At 68.2% G+C, this 19,249-nt stretch carries 17 protein-coding genes and 1 pseudogene; 7 read left to right on the forward strand and 11 right to left on the reverse strand.

The genetic code is table 11. The features are described 5' to 3' along the window. The first annotated feature begins 115 nt into the window (after positions 1–115). Complete coding sequence (locus IAE58_RS06940; RefSeq protein ID WP_199932947.1) at positions 116–823, forward strand: alpha/beta hydrolase; 708 nt, start codon at positions 116–118, stop codon at positions 821–823. 115 nt (positions 824–938) lie between these two features. Here the strand turns inward: IAE58_RS06940 and dkgB (IAE58_RS20085) are convergent. From dkgB (IAE58_RS20085) to IAE58_RS06955, 4 genes and pseudogenes are all read right to left on the reverse strand, one after another. After that, positions 939–1,025, reverse strand: a pseudogene (gene dkgB, locus IAE58_RS20085) (2,5-didehydrogluconate reductase DkgB); the annotation flags it as partial. Between the two features lie 3 nt (positions 1,026–1,028). Next, entirely contained in the window at positions 1,029–1,472 is a 444-nt protein-coding gene (locus IAE58_RS06945; protein ID WP_199932946.1) for a hypothetical protein, read from the reverse strand. A gap of 228 nt (positions 1,473–1,700) precedes the next feature. Next, positions 1,701–2,510: a 2,5-didehydrogluconate reductase DkgB gene (gene dkgB, locus IAE58_RS06950; RefSeq protein WP_108757508.1), complete on the reverse strand. Its 810-nt coding sequence runs from the start codon at positions 2,508–2,510 to the stop codon at positions 1,701–1,703. Between the two features lie 86 nt (positions 2,511–2,596). Next, positions 2,597–3,811 carry an MFS transporter gene (locus IAE58_RS06955; RefSeq protein WP_199932945.1) on the reverse strand — a complete coding sequence of 405 codons (1,215 nt, stop codon included), beginning with the start codon at positions 3,809–3,811 and terminating at the stop codon, positions 2,597–2,599. Positions 3,812–3,916: 105 nt separating this feature from the next. On the opposite strand from IAE58_RS06955, the gene IAE58_RS06960 reads away from it, so the two are divergent. Continuing rightward, complete coding sequence (locus tag IAE58_RS06960; protein WP_108763206.1) at positions 3,917–4,822, forward strand: LysR family transcriptional regulator; 906 nt, start codon at positions 3,917–3,919, stop codon at positions 4,820–4,822. 25 nt (positions 4,823–4,847) lie between these two features. Here the strand turns inward: IAE58_RS06960 and IAE58_RS06965 are convergent, their stop codons facing one another. Further along, a complete protein-coding gene (locus tag IAE58_RS06965; protein WP_199932944.1) occupies positions 4,848–6,968 on the reverse strand; it encodes a methyl-accepting chemotaxis protein in 2,121 nt (706 codons plus the stop codon). 183 nt (positions 6,969–7,151) lie between these two features. Between IAE58_RS06965 and IAE58_RS06970 the strand changes: the two genes are divergently transcribed. Further along, the gene (locus tag IAE58_RS06970) at positions 7,152–7,607 is read left to right on the forward strand and encodes an Rrf2 family transcriptional regulator (RefSeq protein WP_108754552.1); all 456 of its coding nucleotides are present in this window, start codon (positions 7,152–7,154) and stop codon (positions 7,605–7,607) included. Continuing rightward, positions 7,597–8,514, forward strand: a complete 918-nt coding sequence (locus tag IAE58_RS06975) for an NAD(P)/FAD-dependent oxidoreductase (RefSeq protein ID WP_199932943.1) — start codon at positions 7,597–7,599, stop codon at positions 8,512–8,514. Before IAE58_RS06970 ends, IAE58_RS06975 begins: the two co-directional genes overlap by 11 nt. A gap of 108 nt (positions 8,515–8,622) precedes the next feature. Here IAE58_RS06975 and IAE58_RS06980 read toward each other — a convergent pair whose 3' ends face one another. Then, positions 8,623–9,843, reverse strand: a complete 1,221-nt coding sequence (locus IAE58_RS06980; protein ID WP_199932942.1) for an RtcB family protein — start codon at positions 9,841–9,843, stop codon at positions 8,623–8,625. Between the two features lie 396 nt (positions 9,844–10,239). Continuing rightward, positions 10,240–11,196: an aldo/keto reductase gene (locus tag IAE58_RS06990; protein ID WP_108754548.1), complete on the reverse strand. Its 957-nt coding sequence runs from the start codon at positions 11,194–11,196 to the stop codon at positions 10,240–10,242. Between the two features lie 169 nt (positions 11,197–11,365). On the opposite strand from IAE58_RS06990, the gene IAE58_RS06995 reads away from it, so the two are divergent. Together IAE58_RS06995 and IAE58_RS07000 are read left to right on the forward strand one after the other, a co-directional pair. Next, positions 11,366–12,226 carry a class I SAM-dependent methyltransferase gene (locus IAE58_RS06995; RefSeq protein WP_199932941.1) on the forward strand — a complete coding sequence of 287 codons (861 nt, stop codon included), beginning with the start codon at positions 11,366–11,368 and terminating at the stop codon, positions 12,224–12,226. Positions 12,227–12,367: 141 nt separating this feature from the next. Beyond that, the gene (locus IAE58_RS07000) at positions 12,368–12,907 is read left to right on the forward strand and encodes a pseudouridine synthase (protein ID WP_199932940.1); all 540 of its coding nucleotides are present in this window, start codon (positions 12,368–12,370) and stop codon (positions 12,905–12,907) included. A gap of 96 nt (positions 12,908–13,003) precedes the next feature. Here IAE58_RS07000 and IAE58_RS07005 read toward each other — a convergent pair whose 3' ends face one another. Together IAE58_RS07005 and hrpB are read right to left on the reverse strand one after the other, a co-directional pair. Then, the gene (locus tag IAE58_RS07005) at positions 13,004–13,393 is read right to left on the reverse strand and encodes a hypothetical protein (protein WP_108751293.1); all 390 of its coding nucleotides are present in this window, start codon (positions 13,391–13,393) and stop codon (positions 13,004–13,006) included. Positions 13,394–13,607: 214 nt separating this feature from the next. Beyond that, positions 13,608–16,112 carry an ATP-dependent helicase HrpB gene (gene hrpB / locus IAE58_RS07010; protein ID WP_199932939.1) on the reverse strand — a complete coding sequence of 835 codons (2,505 nt, stop codon included), beginning with the start codon at positions 16,110–16,112 and terminating at the stop codon, positions 13,608–13,610. A gap of 68 nt (positions 16,113–16,180) precedes the next feature. Here hrpB and IAE58_RS07015 point away from each other — a divergent pair, with 68 nt between their 5' ends. Next, complete coding sequence (locus IAE58_RS07015) at positions 16,181–16,978, forward strand: TatD family hydrolase (protein ID WP_108754544.1); 798 nt, start codon at positions 16,181–16,183, stop codon at positions 16,976–16,978. A 219-nt stretch (positions 16,979–17,197) separates the two neighbouring features. On the opposite strand, the gene IAE58_RS07020 is transcribed toward IAE58_RS07015, so the two are convergent. Both IAE58_RS07020 and panE read right to left on the reverse strand, forming a co-directional pair. Beyond that, on the reverse strand, positions 17,198–18,145 hold the full coding sequence (locus IAE58_RS07020; RefSeq protein WP_325166844.1) for an NAD-dependent epimerase/dehydratase family protein: 948 nt from the start codon (positions 18,143–18,145) through the stop codon (positions 17,198–17,200). Next, positions 18,142–19,080, reverse strand: coding sequence for a 2-dehydropantoate 2-reductase (gene panE / locus IAE58_RS07025; RefSeq protein ID WP_199933654.1), 939 nt, complete (start codon positions 19,078–19,080; stop codon positions 18,142–18,144). Before panE ends, IAE58_RS07020 begins: the two co-directional genes overlap by 4 nt. Between the last annotated feature and the right edge of the window lie 169 nt (positions 19,081–19,249).

Here is a 19,249-nt window from a genome sequence, read left to right on the forward strand (position 1 = left end):
GTAGAGTCGAGCTTGCTCGACTGCTTTGCGCACAGCAGTCGAGCAAGCTCGACTCTACCGTGCAATCGCCCGTTCCGGCATGGCCACGTCGCACCGCCGGCGCGACAATACCCCCATGACCGAACGCATCCCCCTGCTGCTGCTCCCCGGCCTGCTCAATGACGCCGAGCTGTGGCGCGCGCAGCTGGCCGATCTGGCCGACATCGCCGACTGTACGGTGGGCGACCAGACCCGTGGTGAAACCCTGCAGGCGGTGGCCGAGGACGTGCTGGCGCAGGCGCCCGAGCGCTTCGCCTTGGCCGGCTTCTCCCTGGGCGGCTTCGTTGCCCAGCAGATCCTGCGCATCGCGCCCGAGCGTGTGCTGCGGCTGGCGCTGGTCGATACCTCGATCCATGCCGATTCGCCGGAGCGCGCCGAACAGCGCCGCAGCCAGCGCGCCAGCGTGCGCCTGCCGGGCAAGTTCCATGGGTTTGGCGATGCGCTGATGCGCAGCTACATCGATGCCTCGCGGTTGGACGACTACGTGCTGGTGCAGCGCGTACGTGACATGACCGCACGCCTGGGCGCCGAGGTATTCCTGCGCCAGAGTGGGCTGGAACGCCGCGATGGCCACGACGTGCTGGCCGCCTACCGCGATCCGCTGCTGATTGTCTGCGGGGCCAACGACCGCATCACGCCGTTGGCGGTGAGCGAGGAAATGCACGCGCTGGTGCCACATTCGCAGCTGGTGGTGGTGCCCGATTGCGGGCACCTGGCACCCATGGAAAAGCCGGACGAAGTGAATGCGGCGATGCGCGGGTGGTTGTCGCACAGCAGGGGCTGAATCCCGCTTCCGGTAGGTGCCGACCTTGGTCGGCACGGTGTTTCAGCGACCGACCAACGGCCAGTGCCGACCAAGGTCGGCACCTACCAATTCCAGCCCCTGACCGCAGCCGGGATCAATCCCAGGCCGGTGCAATGCCTTCCGGGTTGGCCAGGCGATGGGCGCAGTCCAGCTTGGCGATCTGCGCCACGTCATCGTCGCTGGTTTATCTGGTCGCAAAGTCCAAGCGAGAATCCTCCCCACCAGCCCCGTAATGCCGATAAAAATCACGATCCTCCCAGTCGTCGCGGAAGGCTGCGGGTATGCGGGACGCGACATCATTCACCGCCAACGCGCGATCACCGCTGAAGAAGCTCTCCATTCGATCTTCTGCAATCTGCAGCAGCTCGGGCCAACGCATTTCATGGGCGACGAGTTCGATCAGTTCGATCGGCAGGCTACCCGAATCCAGCCGTTCCGGAGAGCGCAGCGACAGTGCAGAACGAACCTTTGAGACAAATGCACCTCTCAATTCTGGCTCTTTTCTCAAGACTCGAATGACCTCGAAAAACGACGCCTCAGCGGAGTTCACGCCAAAGCCAGCGGCCAGAATACGAAGAGAGTTCTCAATCAAGATGTCGAGAAGTTGAGATGACTTGAGTGGATTCATTGCAAAGAGTTCTCCGCTTTTTTCCAGTCGCGTCTGGCCCTTGGGGGGGACTGGCCAATTATCACCTCGCCGGAGGTCCTGGCGACATAAGCGCGCTTTGCACCGCCCACGGTGCGCCGCGTCTGGTAGGTGCCGACCTTGGTCGGCACGCTGTTTCATCGACCGACCAACGGCCAGTGCCGACCAAGGTCGGCACCTACCAATTCCAGCCCCTGACCGCAGCCGGGATCAATCCCAGGCCGGGGCGATGCCTTCCGGGTTGGCCAGGCGATGGCCGCGGTCCAGCTTGGCGATCTGCGCCATGTCATCGTCGGTCAGGCGGATCGCGGCGGCTTCCAGGTTGCCGGCCAGGTTCTCGCGCTTGGTGGACGAGGGAATGACCGCAAAGCCCTGCTGCAGAGCCCAGGCCAGCGCCACCTGGGCCGGGGTGGCCTGGTGGCGGCCGGCAATGGCCTGGATCACCGGATCCTTCAGCACTTCGCCATAGGCCAGGCTCATGTAGGCGGTAATGCGGATGCCGTTATCCTGCAGGAACTTCACCAGCAGGCGGTTCTGCAGGTACGGGTGGATCTCGATCTGGTTGGTGGCGATGGCATCGGCGCCCAGGATCTCGATCGCCTTGCGGGTCTGGGCGATGGTGAAGTTGGAAATGCCGATCTCGCGGGTCAGGCCCTGCGCCTTGGCCTCGGCTAGTGCCGGCAGGTATTCCTCCATCGGCACATCCACCTTGTCGTTCGGCGAAGGCCAGTGGATCAGCGCCAGGTCCACATGGTCGGTGCGCAGCTTCTGCAGGCTGGTGCGCAGGCTGGCCAGCAGCGCGTCGTGCTTGAACTCGCTGATCCACACCTTGGTGGTCAGGTAGATTTCCTCGCGCGGCACGCCGGATTCGGCGATCGCCTGGCCGACTTCGGCCTCGTTGTCATAGATCTGCGCGGTATCCACGGCGCGGTAGCCGACGTCCAGTGCGTTGCGCACCGAATCGATCACGGTCTGGTCTTTCAGGCGGAAGGTGCCAAGGCCAAAGGCGGGGACAGTCATGGGAAGCTCCAACGGGGGAAAGGAGTGAACAGGAAGGGTAGGGCAGCGACCGTATGCATGCCGGCAACGGTGCATTGCATGGCCGGTCAATGTGCGGCGGCGGCAATGCCCTCGGCGCGGTGGTCCACGCCGTCGCGGCGGTCCAGGCGGCCGCTGAGTGCGGTCAGTGCATAGGCGGCCACCACCACCAGCGCGCCCAGCCACGGGGTGTGCATCAGGCCGATGTGCTCCACCACCAGGCCACCCAGCGAGGCGCCCAGGGCGATGCCGATGTTGAACGCGGCGATGTTCAGGCCCGAGGCCACGTCGGTCGCCTGCGGTGCATAGCGCTGCGCCTGCTTGACCACATACACCTGCAGGCCCGGCACGTTGCCGAAGGCGACCGCGCCCAGCGCCAGCACGGTCAGCAGCATCAACCAGGTGTTGTAGGCGGTGAAGGTGAGCACCAACAGCACCAGCGCCAGCAGGGCGAAGATGCGCTTCAGCGCCGGCACCGGGCCCAGCCGGTCGGCCAGGCGGCCGCCCCACAGGTTGCCGATTGCCACCGACACGCCGTACACCAGCAGCACCAGGCTGACCGCATTGGCCGAAAAGCCGGTCACGTCCTGCAGGATCGGCGCCAGGTAGGTGAAGGCCAGGAAGGTGCCGCCGTAGCCCAGCGCGGTCATCGCATAGACCAGCAGCAGGCGCGGCTGCGCCAGCACGCCCAGTTGCTGGCGGAAGCTGGCCGGCGCGCTCTGCGGCACCGTGCGCGGCACGAACAGCAGCGCGCCCAGCAGGGCGACCACGCCCAGCGCGGCCACGGCCAGGAAGGTGGCACGCCAGCCCAGGTGCTGGCCGATGAAGGTGCCCAGCGGCACACCGGTCACCAGCGCCACGGTCAGGCCGGTGAACATGATGGCGATGGCCCTGGCGGCCTTTTCCTTCGGCACCACCGCGGTGGCGATGATCGAGCCGATGGAGAAGAACACGCCATGGGCCAGGCCGGTGAGGATGCGCGCGGCGATCAGCGAGGTATAGCCCGGTGCCATCCAGGCAATCACGTTGCCCAGAGTGAACAGCACCATCAGCGCCACCAGCAGCTGCTTGCGCGGTACGCGCCCGGTCAGCGCGGTCAGCACCGGCGCGCCGATGGCCACGCCCAGCGCGTACAGGGAAACCAGCAGGCCGGCCGAGGGCAGGCTGACGTGCAGGTCGGCGGCGATGGTCGGGATGAGGCCGACGATGACGAACTCGGTGGTGCCAATGGCGAACGCGCCGAGCGTCAGCGCCAGCAGGGCCAGGGGAATGCCACGGGTCATGACAGGGTCCAGAGGAGGAGAAGGTGGGCAGTGTGCGCGGCCCACCTTTGCTGAAAAACTGGTCTTCACGCCAATCACTCTTGCCTGCTGGTCAATAATGGCGGCATGAAGACCACCCTCGACGAAATGCAGGCCTTCCTGGCGGTGATCGACAGCGGTTCGATCAGCGCCGCCGCCGAGCAGCTGGGGCAGACCCCTTCGGGGGTCAGCCGCGCGCTGGGCCGGCTGGAAGAAAAGCTGGGCACCACCCTGCTGACCCGCACCACGCGTCGGCTGCACCTGACCGCCGAAGGTGAGGCCTACCTGCGCCACGCGCGGGCGATCATCGATGCGGTGGAATCGGCCGAGGAGCAGATGGCCGCACGCCGCGAGCGCCCGGTCGGTCGGCTGCGGGTGGATGCGGCGATGCCCTTCGTGCTGCATGTGATCGCACCGCTGGTGGCCGGCTACCGCGCCCGCTACCCCGAGGTGCAGCTGGAGCTCAACAGTTCCGAGCGCTATATCGACCTGCTGGAGCGGCGCACCGACCTGGCCATCCGCATCGGCCCGCTGGCCGATTCAACCCTGCATGCGCGGCCGCTGGGCCGCTATCGGTTGCAGCTGGTGGCCAGCCCGGCCTACCTGGCCGCCCACGGCGAGCCCAGCAGCGTGGCGGCGCTGGGCCAGCACACGCTGCTGAGCTTCAACGAACCGGAATCGCTGAATCGCTGGCCGCTGCCGGGCGATGCCGACGGGCAGTTGCTGGTGCGCCCGGACGTGGCCGTTTCCAGCGGTGAAACGCTGCGCCGATTGGCGGTCGAAGGCGTGGGCATCACCTGCCTGTCCGACTTCGTGACCGCACGCGACCGCGCCGCCGGCACGCTGGTGCCGGTGCTGTCCGCGCAGACCCTGGATGTCTACCAGCCGATCCACGCGGTGTACTACCGCAACACCGCTGTATCGGCACGCATCAGCTCGTTCCTGGATTACCTGGGCGAGGCGATGGCGCAGGGTCAGGACCCACGCTGGTAGCGCCGGGCCATGCCCGGCGGAACCTTCACGCCGCGCGTGCCAACGCTTCCTTCGTCGCGGCGTCGCTCGACAGATCGAACACATCCACCGCGTCGATCAAGCGGTCGGCCTGCTGTTCCAGGCTGCGTGCTGCGGCACTGGCTTCTTCCACCAGCGCGGCGTTCTGCTGGGTGGTGCCATCCATCTGGATCACGGTCTGGCTGACCTGTTCGATGCCCGCGCTCTGCTCCTGCGACGCGGCGGAAATCTCGGCCATGATGTCGGTCACCCGCTGCACCGACGCCACGATCTCGGCCATCGTGTTGCCGGCCTGGCGCACGTGCTGCGTGCCCTGGCCCACCTGTTCCACCGATGCTTCGATCAGTGCCTTGATCTCCTTGGCGGCGCCGGCCGAGCGCTGTGCCAGCGTGCGTACTTCACTGGCCACCACCGCAAAACCACGGCCCTGGTCGCCCGCGCGCGCCGCTTCCACCGCTGCGTTCAGCGCCAGGATGTTGGTCTGGAAGGCAATGCCGTCGATAACGCTGATGATCTCGGCGATCTGCCGCGACGACGCTTCGATTGCATCCATGGTCGCCACCACCTGGCCGACCACCGCGCCGCCCTGCGAGGCCACGCCATGTGCGCCGATCGCCAACTGGTTGGCCTGGCGTGCGTGCTCGGCGTTCTGCCGCACGGTCGAGGTCAGTTCTTCCATCGAGGCAGCGGTCTCTTCAAGGTTCGCGGCCTGCTGCTCGGTGCGCCGTGACAGATCGTTGTTGCCTGCGGCAATTTCCGCCGCCGCGCTGTGGATGCTGCCCGAGGTGTGCTTGATGTCGGTGACGATGGTGGCCAACTGCGCGGCAGTGGTATTGGCATCGCCGGCAATGCGGGCGAACACGCCCTGGAAATCGCCGTGCATGCGTGCGCCCAGGCGACCACCGGCGATGGCGCGCAGCATGCTGGAGACCTCGCCCAGGTTGTGCTCGGTGGTCTGCATCAGGCGGTTCAGGCCTTCCACCATGCTGCGGAAGTCGTGCTGGAAACGGCTGCTGTCGCCGCGCTGGCTGAAGTCGCCCGCCGCTGCGGCTTCGGCCAGACCGCGGATCTGCCCGTTGATCGCGCCCAGGTTCGCCTTCACTGCATCCAGCGCCTGGGTGATCACCGCCTTTTCGCCCGGCAGGCGTTCCATGTCCTGGCTCAGGTCGCCCACGGCATAGCGGCCCATGATGGCGATGGCTCGCATCTTTACCTGGATGTGTGCGTCCACCAGTGCGTTGGTGTCGGCCACCATGCGCCCGTAGGCGCCGGGGAAAGCGCTGGCATCCATGCGGTGGCTGATGGTGCCGGCCTCGTGCTGCTCGGCCATGCCGGCCTGCGCGGCCAGTACGCCACGCAGGGTGTTCTGCACGGCCTGCATGGCCTGCGCCAGGCGACCGATTTCGTCGCGGCTGCGGACCTGCACCGCGTGGTCCAGATCGCCGGCGGCGACCGCGCGCGCGGCGGCTTCCACGGCCAGCACCGGCTGCACCACCGCGCGCCGCAGCCACCAGCCCAGGGCCAGCAGCAGAGCGATGGCAGCGCCTATCGTCAGCCCACCGCTGACCACCAGCATGTGCCGCGCCGCCTGCGAACGCGCGGCCACGGCGGCTTCGGCCACCTTGGCCGTGTGTTCACCCAGCGCATCCAGCGCGGCGGCGACCGGGCGGTCCTTGCCGCGCACCAGAGTGTCACCGGCGGCCGGGTCGTACTGGGCCTCGGCAAAGGCCTGCAGCGCACCGTGGTAGGCCTGCTGCAGCTGCGTGTGCTGTGCGCTGAAGGCCTGCGCCAACGTGCGCGTACGCGCATCGGGGCTGGCCGCCACGCGCTGCGCAAGCTCGGCCACCACGCGGCCCTCGCTGTCGAAGGCATCCAGATGGCGCTGCCGCAGCGCGTCGTCGTGGCCGCGCAGCAGCACGTTCTTCCACTCCTGCACCTGGCTGCGGAATTCGCGTTGCAGGCGCTCGGCATCGCGGCTGAGCGCGACCTCCGGCGGCACTTCGGTGGACAACTTCAGCCAAGCCGTGGCCAGACCGGCCAGGGCACACAGCAGTACGACAGCCAGACCAACAGAGACGGCACCGAGCAACTTGGACTGCAGTCGCGGCGCAGCGGACGACACGTTCATGGAAGGGGCTCACGGATGAATGGCGATGCGGTATCGACCGTTCTTGAGCCTCCTGAAGTGAGATTCAGATCACATTACCGTTCCGTTTAGAGAGGTGAAGATTGTGTTTCATAGGACAGATGTGTCCAGACGAGACGAAAGCGGACAGTAGACGGACGGTTTAAATGTAACTATTTTAGTTACATGAAATCCGCTAATCCCCTGTCCGACGCGCTGCATGTCATGGCCCATCTGGTCGGCCAGCCGGGCCCGCGTACCTCCGAACAACTGGCCGCGTGCCTGCCCACCCACCCAGTGGTGATCCGCCGCCTGCTGGCGCAGCTGCACAAGGCGGGGCTGGTGCACAGCAGCCGCGGCCACGGCGGCGGCAGCCAGCTGGCCCGCGATGCGGCTGCGATCACCCTGCACGACGTTTACGTGGCGGTGGGCTCACCGCCGCTGGTGCAGATCGGTACGCGTGACAGCGGCGGCGGCTGCCCGATCCAGCAGCTGGTCAACCAAGCGCTGCTGGACGGCGCGCGCGAGGCCCAGCGCCTGCTGGAAGCGCGCCTGCAGGCCAGCACGCTGGACCAGCTGGGCGCCGACTTTGCCCGTCACCTTGCCCATCATCGTTCCCTGGAAGGCTCCCATGAATCCTGATGTCATCATCGTCGGCGGCAGCTACGCCGGCATCGCCGCCGGCCTGATCCTGGCGCGCGCACGGCGCCCGGTCACCGTCATCGACAGCGGCCTGCCGCGCAACCGCTTCGCCAGCCACTCGCATGGCGTGCCGGGGCAGGACGGCATCAGCGGTGCCGAGCTGCTGAAGAACGCGCGCCAGCAGCTGCTGGATTACCCCACCGTGCGCTGGCTGCAGGGTGAAGCGGTGGATGCGCAGGCCGGCGCCGATGGCGTGCAGGTGCGCACCGCCGATGGACAGGTAGTGGCGGCGCGCAAGCTGCTGCTGGCCACCGGCATCGCCGACCAGGTGCCGGATCTGCCGGGCCTGGCCGAGCGCTGGGGCAGCACCGTGCTGCACTGCCCGTACTGCCATGGCTACGAGGTGGGCGGCGGCGCCATCGGCGTGCTGGGTGGCCATCCACTGTCGGCAGGCAAGGCGCCGCTGTTCGCCGAATGGGGCAACGTCACCTTCTACAGCCAGCGCCTGCCGATCAGCGACGACGAGCGCGCGGCCATGCAGCAGCGCAACGTGCAGGTGGAAGACACGCCGGTGTTGGGCGTGCGCGGCGATCAGGACACGTGGCTGGAAGTGGAGCTGGCCGATGGCCGTCGCATTGCCCAGCGTGCGCTGTTCGTGGCCGCGCCGCAGGCGATGGCGACCCCGCTGGTACAGCAGCTGGGCTGCGCGCTGGTGGAACACCCGATGGGCGTACTGGTGCAGGTGGATGCGATGAAGCAGACCAGTGTGGCGAACGTGTACGCCGCCGGCGATGCCACCACGGTGGGCAACATCACCCTGGCGATGGCCGAAGGCGTGCGCGCCGGTATCGGCGTCCACCACGCCCTGGTGGGCGAAGACAGCAGCGGGGTCGGATCCCTTTCGTAGAAAGGGCTCTGACCCCCCGCATCCACGCATGGCGTGGATCTACTACCGTGCAGGACGTGGATTCGATGTGTCGACCAAGGTCGACACCTACCGGAGCGGTAGGATCCCTCAGCCCTTCACGCACAGCACCTGGCGCAGCGTGTGCACCACTTCCACCAGGTCCCGCTGCGCGGCCATCACATCATCGATCGACTTGTACGCGGCCGGTGATTCATCCAGCACGCCGCTGTCCTTGCGGCACTCCACGTGCGCGGTGGCTTCGCGGTGCTGGGCCAGGGTGATCTGCTGGCGCGCCGCACCCCGGCTCATCACCCGGCCGGCACCGTGGCTGCAGCTGTGGAAGCTGTCCGCGTTGCCCTTGCCGCGCACGATGTAGCTGCGCGTGCCCATGCTGCCGGGAATAATGCCCAGTTCGCCGGCACGGGCGCTGACGGCACCCTTGCGCGTCACCAGCAGTTCCTGCCCGGCGTGCGATTCCTTCTGCACGTAGTTGTGGTGGCAGTTCACCGCCATCGCCGCCAGCTTGAACTTCGGCAGGCGCTGGCGCATCTCGGCCAGCACGCGCGCCATCATCGCTTCGCGGTTCTGCCGTGCGTAGTCCTGCGCCCACGACACCGCCTGCACGTAATCGTCGAACAGCGGTTCGCCTTCCATGAAGAACGCCAGGTCCTTGTCGGGCAGATGGAAGCCGAGCACGCGGCGTTCCAGTTCACGCCGCGCCTGTTCGATGAAGTAGGTGCCGATCAGGTTGCCGGTGCCGCGCGAGCCGCTGTGCAGCATCACCCATACTGCATCGGTTTCATCCAGGCAGAGTTCGATGAAATGGTTGCCACCGCCCAGCGTGCCCAGCTGGCAGTCCAGCTTGTCGGTACGGATCTTCCGGTGCTTTTCCTTGATGCGCTCCAGCCCTGCGGCCAGCCCCGACTGCACCAACCGGGTGCCGATGCTGTCGGGCAGCCGCTGGTGTTCGCCGCCACGGCCGTTGCCGACCGGCACACTGCGCTCGATGCCGCTGCGCAGTTGGCGCAGGTCATCGGGCAGGTCGTTGGCGCGCAGCGTGGTGCGTACCGCCGCCATGCCACAGCCGATGTCCACGCCCACCGCGGCGGGAATGATCGCGCCCCGGGTAGGGATGACCGAGCCGACCGTTGCGCCCTTGCCCAGGTGAACGTCGGGCATGACCGCCACCCACGGCCCGACGAACGGGATCGCGGCGATGTTGCGCAGCTGCGCGTGTGCCTCGGCTTCCAGCGGAACGCCGTCCACCCAGCCCTTGATCGGCGTGCTGCCTTCGGCATGCAGCCATTGATAGTTGTGTTGAATGTCCATGTCGTGATGAATGTCCTGCACAGGCCCGCACCACGGCGCGGCCGTGGGCATTTTCCTGTGGTTGCAGTGCGGGCACGAAGGCGTGCGCGGCGCAATGCCGATACGTGTGACGACGCAAACGAAAACGCCCCCGGAACTGCATTTCGAGGGCGTCGCCAAGCCTCGGAGATCGGGGCGACCGATCTCCGCAGCGCGGGTATCAGGCCGTAGTCAGCGCGAATTCCTTCACCGACGCACGGATCGCCACGTCCATGCGCAGGCATGGCAGCAGGTTGGCGATGGCGACGGCGGGTGTGTTCAAGGAAGGAATCCGGTAGCTGTTGAAACGTGGCGCGCACCATAAACCACGAACCCGTGGTGCGCAACCACGCAATGCAGGGCGATTGATCCGTTGCCTCAGCCTTCCGCGCTGGCCGCATCCAGCTGCGCGATGTCCTGCACGCTCAGGCCAAGGTTGGCCGCGGCCAGCAGATCGTGCAGCTGTTCAACGCTGGTGGCGCTGACAATGGGCGCGGTGATCGACGGCCGTGCGATCTGCCAGGCCAGGGCAATCTGTGCGGCGCTGGCGTTGTGCTTGCTTGCCACATCGTCCAGCGCCTGCAGGATGCGCAGGCCGCGCGGGTTCAGATAGCGCTTGACCACCATCTCGCCACGCGCCGGGCTCTTGGCCGCATCGGCTGCAGTGCGGTACTTGCCGCTCAGGAAGCCGCTGGCCAGCGCGTAGTAGCCGATCACACCAATCTGTTCGCGCTGCACCAGCGGCTCCAGTTCGGTTTCATAGCCGGCGCGGTCGTACAGGTTGTACTCCGGCTGCAGGGTTTCGTAGCGCGGCAGCTTGTAATCGCTGGATACCTTCAGCGCATCGGCCAGGCGCGTGGCGCTGTAGTTGGACGCGCCGATGGCGCGCACCTTGCCGGCCTCGATCAGCCGGCCGAACGCGGCCAGGGTAGCTTCCAGCGGGGTGGATTCATCATCTTCGTGGGCCTGGTACAGATCGATCACATCGGTCTGCAGGCGGCGCAGCGAATCTTCCACCGCCGCGTTGATGTTGTCCGGGGTCAGGCCCGGGCGCTCGGCCCACTTGGCCACCTTGGTCGCCAGGATGACCTTGTCACGCTTGCCGCTGCGGGCGAACCACTTGCCGATCAGCGTTTCCGATTCACCGCCCTGGTTGCCCGGTACCCACGCCGAATACACATCGGCGGTATCGACCAGGTTGAAGCCGGCATCGACGAAGGCATCGAGCAGGGCGAAGCTGGCCTTTTCATCGGCGCTCCAACCGAACACATTGCCGCCGAAGGCGAGCGGACGTACATGCAGGCCGGAACGGCCGAGTTCGCGGGTTGCCGTCATGGACACGGACTCCTTGGGGGAAGTCCTCCAGCATAGAGCGCCACCTGTGACCGTGCTGCGGCGGTGACCACAAAACAGTGTTCCGCAACGCGCACGCCGCTAACGTTTTGTGAACACCTGCGGCGCGGCGACTGCTAGTCTCGCCGCATCTTCCGCTGGAGTCGTCCCGATGAATGCTGTTTCGTCCCTGCGTGGTTGCCGCCTGCTGCTTGCCTCGGCGCTGCTGGTCGCGGTTCCCGCCATCGCCGCGCCCGCTACCGTCGTGGCGCCGGCGAAGATCCAGGTATCGCCGGCACTGGAAGCTGCGATCAAGGCGCCTACCCGCGATGCCAACAACGTAAAGCGTGACGGATACCGTCATCCTGCGCAGACGCTGGCGTTCTTCACCGTGGCACCGGAAAAGACCGTCATCGAAATCACCCCCGGCAACGGCTGGTACTCGGAAATCCTGGCGCCGCTGCTGCGCGACAAGGGCCATTACATTGCCGCGGTGGTCGATCCGCAGGCGGTGGCCGAAGGGCGAGGCCGCGATTACCAGCAGCGCAGCCGCGATGGCCTGGAAAAGAAGTTCGCCGGCGCCCCGGCGCAGTTCGACAAGACCGCCGTGGTGGCCTACGACCCGGCCAAGCCGGTGTTCGGCCCGGCCGCTTCGGCCGATGTGGTGCTGACCTTCCGCAACGTGCACAACTGGCGCAAGGCCGGCCAGGCGCAGGGCATGTTCCAGGGCTTCTTCAACGTGCTCAAGCCGGGCGGCGTGCTGGGCGTGGTCGAGCACCGTGCCAAGGCCGACGTGGCCGACGACGATGACACCGGCTATGTGGGCCAGCAGCAGGTGATCGCCATGGCCGAGGCCGCCGGCTTCAAGCTGGATGCGCGTACCGAAGTGAATGCGAACCCGCGCGATACCAAGGACCACCCCAATGGCGTGTGGACCCTGCCGCCGACCAACCAGCATGACAAGGCCGACGACGCCAAGTACCAGGCCATCGGTGAAAGCGACCGCATGACCCTGCGGTTCGTGAAGCCGTAAGAGGGTAGCGCCGGGCCACGCCCGGCGAGCGCAGCGGCGCTGCAATGGTCGTACTGTGTTCCGCCGGGCATGGCCCGGCGCTACCGTTGGGGTGACGCGCGGCGTGGGACAATAGCCCATCGCCGCTTGCCGCCCCCTGCAATGCTGATCGCCTTCAACAAGCCCTTCAACGTGCTCTGCCAGTTCACCGACCGCAGCGTGCCGCCGCGGCCGACCCTGGCCGGGTTCGGCCTGCCGCCGCGCGTGTATGCCGCCGGCCGCCTGGACCATGACAGCGAGGGCCTGCTGCTGCTGACCGACAACGGCACGTTGGCGCACAAGCTGACCGACCCGCGGCACAAGGCCGACAAGACCTACTGGGTGCAGGTGGAAGGCACGCCCAGCGACGAGCAGCTGCAGCAGCTGCGCGATGGCGTGGTACTGAACGATGGGCCGACCCTGCCGGCGAAGATCGAGCGCCTCGAGCCGGCGCCGGCGCTGTGGCTGCGCGATCCGCCGGTGCGGTTCCGCAAGACCGTGCCCGACAGCTGGCTGGCCATCACCATCCGCGAGGGCCGCAACCGCCAGGTGCGGCGCATGACGGCTGCCGTGAACCTGCCGACCCTGCGCCTGGTGCGCGTGGCGATGGGCCCGTACCGGCTGGACGACCTGCAGCCGGGGCAGTGGCGGCAGATCGGCTGAAACGAAAAGGGCCGGAGCCCTTCCTTGCGGAAGGGATCCGACCCTTGAGCGGGGTCAGACCCCTCCCGCAGGGAGGGCTCTGACCCCTGATGGGGCTCAGGTATCGCTGCCGATATCGCTGTGCTCGTCCACCACGGTGTCGTTGCGGCGATCACGCGCGTGGATGCGCTGCGCCTGGCCATTCACCACATGGCCGTTGGCCGCCTTCTTCTTCTGCTGCTTGCGGTACAGCGCGTAGCCCAGCAGGCCCACGCCCACCGCCGCGGCGGCAATGGTCACCGCCGGGTTGCGGCGGGCGAACTTGGTGGCCACCTTGCCCCCGGTCTTCACCGCACCCAGCGCAGCGCCGGTCTTGATCCAGTCGCTGGCCTGCGGGCCCAGGTGGCGCAGGCTGCCGCCGGCACTCTTCAGGCCATCGCCAGCGCTGTGGGCCAGGTCTAGGGCGCGCTCCAGGGCGCGGTCGGTGATTACGGTCAGCTTGCTCATGCGGGGGTCCTTTGCCTCGGGTCGAAGTCCAGTGTGTCGTGCTGCCTGTAAACGGTATGTCAGGCAGGCGGGCATGCGCCTTGACGCTACCGCAGCCGTTCAGCAACAGGAAGGGTGGGGTCGGATCCCTTTCCCGTGGGAAAGGGCTCTGACCCCGCTGCGCGCCCAGAGGGTCAGAGCCCTTTGCTTTGCAAAGGGATCCGACCCCCATCACTCAGGTGCCGCGCGGTTTGGCGCGGTGGGTCGCAGTGGCCGTCCACGGGTCGTCCGGCCACGGGTGGCGCGGGTAGCGCCCCTTCATTTCCTTCTTTACCTCGGCATAGGTGTTTTCCCAGAAGTTGCGCAGGTCCTGGGTAACCTGCAGCGGCCGGCCGCCGGGCGACAGCAGGTGCAGGGTCAGCGGCACCCGCCCATCGGCAATGCGCGGGGTGTCGGCCAGGCCGAACAGTTCCTGCAGCTTCACCGCCAGCACCGGTGGCTGCGGTTCGCCGGTTTCACTATCCAAACCGTACGTGATTGCCCGCTCCAGCCCCGAAGGCACGCTGATGCGGGTGGGCGCATGGCGTTCCACCAGTTGCCGTTGCGCCCACTCCAGCGGCGATTTCAGCGCTTCGCCGAAACTGCTCTCGTCCAGCGCATCCAGCCGCGTCTTGCCGGCAAAGGCCGGTTGCAGCCACTGCGCGCGGCCGGCCAGCAGGGCCGCATCACTGCAGTCGGGCAGGCCCAGGTCGGGCATCCAGCGGCGCAGCGACTCCACCCGTGCCTGCCATTGGCGCAGGCCCTCGGTCCACGGCAATGCCTGCAGGCCCAGTTCGGCCACGGCATCGGTCAGCGCCTGCGCGGCGTGCTGCGGGTCCACCCGCCCGGCCGAACGGCTGTCCAGCACGATGCGGTCGAAGCGGGTCTCGCGCAGGGCCACCAGGGCGCGCCGTTCGCTGTCCCAGCGCACGGTGTCCTCGGTCACGAAGCGCTGCGGCCAGGTGGCACGCAGATAGCCTTCGTCCACCGGCGCGGCGCGCAGCAGCAGTGCGTCGCGGGCCTCGAAGCGCAGTTCGCTGGCCACCAGCCACGGTTCACCGCGCAGGTCGCTCAGCTCGTGCAGGCGCGCGCTGCGGCCGTTGGCCAACAGGTAGCGCAGCGGGTCGGACGGATGCTGGAAGGCGATGCGGTCGGGGAAGGCGTGAGCCAGCAGATCGCCCAGTTCGTGCGCTTCGATGCTGGCCGGTGGCAGCGCATCGCAGCGCAGGCGTCGGCGCCACTGCTTGGCCGCCGCATCGATCGCGGCCAGGCCGCTGCGGTTGGCGTCGGCCGGTGCACGGCCATTGCGGAAGGCGGCCAGTGCCCGCCAGCGCGCCGCCAGCGCATCGCCGCCCTGGCGCAGCGGATCACGTGCTTCCAGCAGGGCGGCCAGATCGGCGGCCAGTGCCTGCGCGCGTGCATCCGCGGCGGCCAGCAGCATCGCCGCCAGCCGCGGGTGGGTACCCAGCGCCAGCACGCGTCTGCCCAGCGCGGTGATCGCCCCGCTGCTGCTGAGTGCGCCCAGCCGTTGCAGCAGCTCGCGCGCGGCGGCCATCGGCCCGCTGGGCGGGGTATCGACGAAGCGCAGATCGCTGCTGCCCCAGGCGGCCAGCTCCAGCGCCAGCCCGGCCAGTTCCACCTGTTCGATTTCCGCACGCCGCTGCGGTTCCAGCCGTTGCGACTGCGGCCACAGCCGCCAGGCCACGCCTTCGGCCACGCGGCCGGCGCGGCCGGCACGCTGGTCGGCCGAGGCCTGCGCGATCGCCACCACGTCCAGCCGGGTGAAGCCGCTGTTGGGGTCGTAGCGCGGTTCGCGGGCCTGGCCACTGTCGATCACCACGCGCACGCCGGGCAGGGTCACCGACGATTCGGCCACGTTGGTGGCCAGCACCACGCGGCGGCGGCCATCGCTGGCGGCCTGCAGCACGCGCGCCTGCTGTTCCACCGGCAGTTCACCATGCAGGGCCAGCACCTCCACGCTGCTGTCCAGCGCGTCCTGCAGGCCGGCCTGTACGCGCGCGATCTCGCGCTGGCCGGGCAGGAACACCAGCGCGTCGCCGGGGTGTTCGGCCAGGGCCTGCTGCACCGCGCGGCGCACCTGCAGTTCCAGCGTCTCGTCGCGGCGGGCCGGGAAGTGGCTGATCGCCACCGGGTAGCTGCGGCCTTCGCTGCTCAGTCGTGGTGCATCCAGGAAGCGCGCCAGGCGCTCACCGTCCAGGGTGGCCGACATCACCACCAGGCGCAGGTCCTCGCGCAGCTGCGCCTGCACGTCCAGCGCCAGCGCCAGCCCCAAGTCGCCGCTCAGATGGCGTTCGTGGAACTCATCGAACAGGATCGCGCCCACCGTTTCCAGCATCGGGTCGTCCTGCAGCATGCGGGTCAGGATGCCCTCGGTGACGACTTCGATGCGGGTGCGCGCCGAAACCTTGTTCTCGAAGCGGATGCGGTAGCCCACCGTGCCACCCACGTCCTCGCCCAGTTGCCGGGCCATGAACAGCGCCGCACTGCGTGCGGCCACCCGGCGCGGTTCCAGCAGGATGATCTTGCGGCCCTGCAGCCACGGTGCATCCAGCAGGGCCACCGGCACCTGGGTGGTCTTGCCGGCGCCGGGCGGGGCTTCCAGCACCAGGCGCGGGTGGTCGGCCAGGTGCTGCTGGATCTGCGGCAGCAGCGGCGAAATCGGGAAGAGCGGGGCATTCATGTGCAAAGGATAAGGGGCGCAGCGCGGCGCAGGTACAATGCGCGGGTTTTCCTGTCTCTGCTGCCCCCATGCACCTGATCGATATCGGCGCCAACCTCACCCACGATTCCTTCGACCGCGACCGCGACGCCGTACTGGATCGCGCACGCCAGGCCGGGGTGGTGCAGATGGTGATCACCGGCGCCAGCCGCGAGCATTCGCCGCTGGCCCTGCAGCTGGCGCAGCAGCATCCGGGCTTCCTGTACGCCACCGCCGGCGTGCACCCGCACCACGCGGTGGAATACACCGACGAATGCGATGCGGAAATGCGCGCGCTGCATGCGCATGCCGAAGTGGTGGCCGTGGGCGAATGCGGGCTGGATTACTTCCGTGATTTCTCGCCGCGCCCGGCGCAGCACCGTGCGTTCGAGCGCCAGCTGCAGCTGGCGGCCGACAATGGCAAGCCGTTGTTCCTGCACCAGCGCGACGCGCACGCCGATTTCATGGCGCAGATGAAGAACTTCGACGGCCGCCTGGGCCCGGCGGTGGTGCATTGCTTCACCGGCGAACGTGACGAGCTGTTCGACTACCTGGACCAGGACTGGTACATCGGTATCACCGGCTGGTTGTGCGACGAACGCCGCGGCGCGCACCTGCGCGAACTGGTGAAGAACATCCCGGCCAACCGCCTGATGATCGAGACCGACGCGCCGTACCTGCTGCCGCGCACCCTGAAGCCGATGCCGAAGGACCGCCGCAACGAACCGATGTTCCTGTCGCACATCGTGGAAGAGCTGGCCCGCGACCGTGGCGAAGACGTGGCGGTGACCGCAGCCAACGCCACCGCAGCCACGCGCACGTTCTTCCGGTTGCCCGACGCGGGTTGACCGCGAGGGCGGCGTGGCGAAACGCCACGCGTCGCGATGTCGAACGGACCGACGTTACGCCGTGATGTCGAACGAACCGACATTGCACCGCGATGTCGAACGAACCGACATTGCGTCGTGATGCCGAACCGACCGACATTGCGTCGTAGAGTCGAGCTTGCTCGACTGCTGTTGGCAGAAGCAGTCGAGCAAGCTCGACTCTACGATGCCGGCCATCCGTCATCGCCGGGCGGTGCGGGCAATCCGCGAGCGCCAATCAACGCCAGCATCAGGTAGCGCCGGGCCATGCCCGGCGAGCGCAGCGGCCAGATCTTCCAGCCCCTGCCGATACGTCGCAAACCGCGGCGCCCAGCCCAGCGCTTCGCGCGTGCCACGGCTGTCGATGCGCTTGTTGCTGGCATAGAAGCGGCGCAGCGTCGGGCTCACCGCCGGGTCGTCCCAGGCCACTGCCGGGGGCAGGGTGAAGCCCCCCAGCTGCGCGGCATACGCCAGCACGTCCTGCGGTGGCGCCGGTTCGTCATCGGCGGGCAGGTACAGCCCGCCCGGCGTCGGCCGTCGCATCGCCGCGATGACCACCGCGGCCAGATCCTCCACGTGCAGCCGGTTGAACACCAGCCCAGGCCGCAGCATGTGGCGGGCGCGGCCCTGCGCCAACTGCAGCAGGGCATTGCGGCCAGGGCCATACAGGCCCGGCAGGCGGAACACCGCCGAATCGATGCCGCGCGCGCTCGCCAGCGCCTGCCATTGCGCTTCCGCACGCAGACGCTGCACACCCGCGGCCTCGGTGCTGTCCGCCACGCTGTGCGCATCCACCCAGCCACCGTCGCGGTCGGCATACACCGAGGTGGACGACAGATAGCCTACCCAGCGCAGCGCCGGGCTGGCCAGCAAGGCCGGCTGCAGCAGACGCAGCGCTGGATCACCCTCGGCATCGGGCGGCACGCTGCACAGCACGGCCTGCGCCTGCGAAACGGCCTCCAGCAGCGCCGCTGACGGCACCGCATCGGCGCGCAGCGCGAACCGTTGCAGCCCATCAGCCGGCGCGGCGGTGGGGTCACGCACCGTGCCTGCCACCGGCACCCCCAGCGCCTTCAGGCGGGCGGCCAGCGCGCAGCCGCTCCAGCCCAGGCCCAGGATCAGCACCGGTGCGGGCAGCGCCGCGCTCACGCCGCGCGCTGTGCCTGGTAGGCCTGCAGGCTGCTGTAGGCCACCTGCAGCAGCAAGGCTTCCTGGCCGGCGGTGCGTGCACGGGCCAGCATGTCGCCCACGATCTGCGCGGCCTCGACCTGCTGGCCGGCCTCCAGATCGCGCAGCATCGAGGCCTTCAGCGCCGAGCCGGCCTGGGTCAGGGTGCTGCGGGCAACGTCCTGTGCATCGTCGGGAATCGGTTCGCCGGCGGCTTCGGCCACGGCCAGGCATTCGTCGTACAGGCCGCGCACGATGGCCTGGCCATCGTCGGTGGCCACGATGGTGCCGATGTCCGCGCGCAGCAGGCAGGTGGCGGCGGCCAGCGCGGTCAGGAAGGTGTACTTGATCCACTGTTCCTGGCCGATCTGGCCGCTGGCCAGGTGGTCCACGCCGGCCTGCACGCAGGCGGCAGCGAAGGCCTGCACGCGCGGCGACAGGGCGCCGCCATCACGCTCGCCGAAGGTCAGCTTGGCCGGCCGGCCCAGGTGCAGCACCGCGCCGTCGGCGGCCTTGGTGGCGCTGATGAAGCACAGCCCACCCAGTACCGCCTCGCGGCCGAAGCGTGCATCCAGCGCGCCGTAGTGGTGCAGTCCATTGAGGATCGGCAGCACGGTGGTCGCCGGGCCCACGGCCGGGGCAATGGCATCGATCGAACTGTCCAGGTCATAGGCCTTGCAGCTCAGCATCACCAGGTCGAACGGCTGCGCGGCGGCCAGCGCGGGCAGGGCATCGGCGGTGACATGCTGCACCGGGAAGCGCGCATCGCCCAGCGGGCTCTGGATCACCAGCCCGTCGCGGTCGAGCTGGGCGGCGCGCGCGGGGCGCACCAGGAAGGTCACATCCACGCCGGACTGGGCCAGGCGGCCGCCGAAGTAACCGCCGGTGCCACCGGCACCAAGAATCAGGATACGCATCACACCTTCACCGCAGTTGGGGGTCACCTGCCGATTGTGCCGGAGATCGCAGTCCGTGGCGGTGCAGCTGGTGGCGGATCAGAACAGGGGGCGGGAAGACGTTCGCGCTGACGGTGTTGACCACTGCCACGCTCGGCGCAGCAGCAGAAAGAAAAGCCGGGCATGCGCC

Origin of the sequence: Stenotrophomonas sp. S49 (assembly GCF_016624905.1) — a bacterium.
GTDB lineage: Bacteria > Pseudomonadota > Gammaproteobacteria > Xanthomonadales > Xanthomonadaceae > Stenotrophomonas.